Genomic DNA, 2,757 nt, shown 5'->3' on the forward strand with positions numbered 1-2,757 from the left:
GTAACGGCCCGATTGTTACCGCCTGCCTGAGTTTGGGCTGATGGATTAAGGCACGTGCATAGTGACGTCGTTAATGACGTGTCTTATGCGGGTGTGGGGATGCGGGGCGATATTCTTGGACTGGAGCGGCGGCGGCGGTGGAGCGACGAGGAGAAGCTCGAGATCGTTTTGTCGGTCGGCGTGGACGGGGCGACGGTGACGCAGGTTGCACAGCGGCACGATGTGACGCGGCAGCAAATCTATGCCTGGCGGCACCAACTGAAGAAGAAGGGCGTGGTTTCGGCGTCTCCGGAGACGCTGTTTCTGCCGGTTGGATTGGACCGGCCCACGGAATTGGTGATGCAGACAGCGGCCATCTGCACAGGAGCGCCTCGGCCTGCCCAGATCGAGTTGCAGTTGGCGAATGGTCGCTGCCTGCGCTTCGATCCGGCTCTGGATACCGTGACGCTGACACATGTGATCCGTGCGGTGGAAGGGGCATGATCGGGCCGGGAACCGGCGTTCGTGTCTATCTGGCCTGCGGCGTGACCGACATGAGGAAGGGAATCTCCGGGCTGGCTGCACTTGCCCAGGATGTTCTGCGCCAGAAGCCGGCCGGCGGTGCGGTTTTTGCATTCCGCGGGCGTCGCGGCGACAGGTTGAAATTGCTTCATTGGGATGGTCAGGGCTTCTGCCTGTATTACAAGGTGCTGGAGAAGGGGCGCTTTCCCTGGCCGATGCGCGGGGATGGTGCGGTTCGCCTGACCTCGGCGCAGCTGGCCATGCTGTGGGAAGGCATTGACTGGCGCAGGCCGGATTGGGGCGCGCCACCGGCCCGGGTGGGCTGATTTACCCTGCTAAAACGCCTTGTTTTTATGGCAATTTTGCCTGCCTTGTGGTAGGTGGGCGCATGTCGAATGCGGCCCAGACCCTTCCTGATGATCCGGCGCTTCTGAAGTCGCTGATCGCGGCGTTGCAGGCGGAAAACGCGAAGATCTCGGCCACGTTGCGCGCCCATGACCAGTTGATCCAGTCCCTGCGGCTGCGCATTGCCAGGCTGAAGAAGCAGGTCTTCGGCCAGTCCTCGGAAAAGATCGAGCGCGAGATCGAACAGCTGGAGCTGGCGCTCGAGGATCTCATGATCGCAGCGGCCGAAGGCCAGCCTGACGTCGTGAACGACGGCCAAAACGATGATGGGTTGGAAACGGCACCTGCCGATGAAGCTGCCGAGCGCCCATCCCGCCGACGTCCCCGGGTCTCGGACAGCACGCCGCGCGAGCGGCGGGAGCTCGACCCCGGCAGTTGCTGCCCCGATTGCGGCGGCGATTTGCGCCTGGTGGGCGAAGATGTCAGCGAGATGCTGGATCTGATCGCGGCACAATTGAAGGTTGTCCAGATCGCCCGCCTGAAAAAGTCCTGCCGCCGCTGTGAACGCATGGTGCAGATGCCGGCCCCCAGCCGGCCGATCCCCGGCAGCATGGCCGGTGCGAACCTGCTCGCCCACATCCTCGTCTCCAAGTTTGACGACCACCTTCCGCTTTATCGCCAGCATGAGATCTTCACCCGGATGGGCGCCGACATCCCGGACAGTACCTTGGTCGACTGGTGCGGTCGCGCCATGAAGGTGCTGGCACCGCTGATCGAGCGGATCGAGGTGGATGTGATGGCCAGCGACCTCCTTCATGCCGATGACACACCGATCCGGGTGCTGGATCGCGCGGGCCGCGACAAGGGGGTGGGCAAGGGTGTGAAGAAGGGCCGGATCTGGGCCTATGTCCGCGATCAGCGCCCTTGGGCAGGCGCCTCACCGCCCGGCGCGGTCTATGCCTTCGCGCCCGACTGGAAGGAAGAGCACGTCCACGGCCATCTCGCCAACACCCGCGGCATTCTCCAGGCCGATGGCTACAAGGGTTATGCCAAGCTCTATGAACCGGAACCCGACGGGAAGCCCCGCCTTCGGGAGGCCGCGTGTTGGGCTCACCTGAGGCGTGACTTCCATGATGAATGGACCAAGACCAAATCAACGATCGCCCGCGAGGCACTCGACCGTATCGGCGCGCTCTATGACATCGAGCGGGAGATCACCGGCCATCCCGCCGATATCCGCCTTGCCGCGCGCCGGAAACACAGCGTTCCGAAGGTCGAGGTCTTCTTCGCCTGGTCAGAGCAGCAGCTCTCGCGGATCCCCGGCAAGGGCGATCTGGCCAAGGCCTTTCGTTACGGGCTGAGCCGCCGGGACGCTTTCAGCCTGTTCCTTGAGGACGGCCGGGTGGCGATCGACAACAATCCTGCCGAGCGCGCGCTGCGCCCGATCGGTGTCGGGCGCCGCAACTGGCTCTTCGCCGGTGCGGATACCGGAGCCGAAACGCTGGCCCGCGCCATGACCATCGTTGAAACCGCCAAGATGAACGGCCTGGACCCCCAAGCCTATCTGGCCGACATCCTGGCCCGCATCCATGATCACAAGATCAATCGGCTCGACGATCTGTTGCCCTGGAACTGGTCGCCGCTGCCCTCCGCCCTGCACGAGGCCGCCTGATGGCAACCGTCACCCACGTCTGCACCCTCGACTACATCGCAAAGATGCTGGGCGAAGACCCCGAGCTTCTCAAAGCCATCGTCTACAACGACGACAACCTGACCTATGGCTCGATCATCAGCGTCTATACCGGCCCGGATGACACCGTCACCGCCCTGACCGATGACGGTATCGATGAACTGAAAGACATGCTCAGGGACGCGCGCATCACCACCGAAACCTGGCACGCGTTCCTCGAC

The 2,757-nt window shown here is 63.4% G+C and carries 4 protein-coding genes; all 4 read left to right on the plus strand.

Going from position 1 to position 2,757, the window contains the following annotated elements:
* Window positions 1-54 precede the first annotated feature (54 nt).
* Window positions 55-483 carry an IS66-like element accessory protein TnpA gene (gene tnpA, locus ACDP63_RS24440; protein WP_197029475.1) on the plus strand — a complete coding sequence of 143 codons (429 nt, stop codon included), beginning with the start codon at window positions 55-57 and terminating at the stop codon, window positions 481-483.
* Window positions 480-827: an IS66 family insertion sequence element accessory protein TnpB gene (tnpB, locus tag ACDP63_RS24445; RefSeq protein ID WP_011746417.1), complete on the plus strand. Its 348-nt coding sequence runs from the start codon at window positions 480-482 to the stop codon at window positions 825-827. Before tnpA ends, tnpB begins: the two co-directional genes overlap by 4 nt.
* A gap of 62 nt (window positions 828-889) precedes the next feature.
* A complete protein-coding gene (locus ACDP63_RS24450; RefSeq protein ID WP_011746418.1) occupies window positions 890-2,518 on the plus strand; it encodes an IS66-like element ISPpa5 family transposase in 1,629 nt (542 codons plus the stop codon).
* A partial coding sequence (locus ACDP63_RS24455) for a hypothetical protein (protein WP_409928818.1) occupies window positions 2,518-2,757 on the plus strand: 240 nt, incomplete at its 3' end. The genes ACDP63_RS24450 and ACDP63_RS24455, both read left to right, overlap by 1 nt.

Source organism: Paracoccus sp. P2 (assembly GCF_046335115.1).
In the GTDB taxonomy this organism is placed as follows: Bacteria; Pseudomonadota; Alphaproteobacteria; order Rhodobacterales; family Rhodobacteraceae; genus Paracoccus; species Paracoccus pantotrophus.

Bases quoted from the DNA above. Each gene is read 5' to 3' on its own strand.
- tnpB (WP_011746417.1), top strand. From the start codon at position 480: ATGATCGGGCCGGGAACCGGCGTTCGTGTCTATCTGGCCTGCGGCGTG.
- ACDP63_RS24450 (WP_011746418.1), top strand. From the start codon at position 890: ATGTCGAATGCGGCCCAGACCCTTCCTGATGATCCGGCGCTTCTGAAG.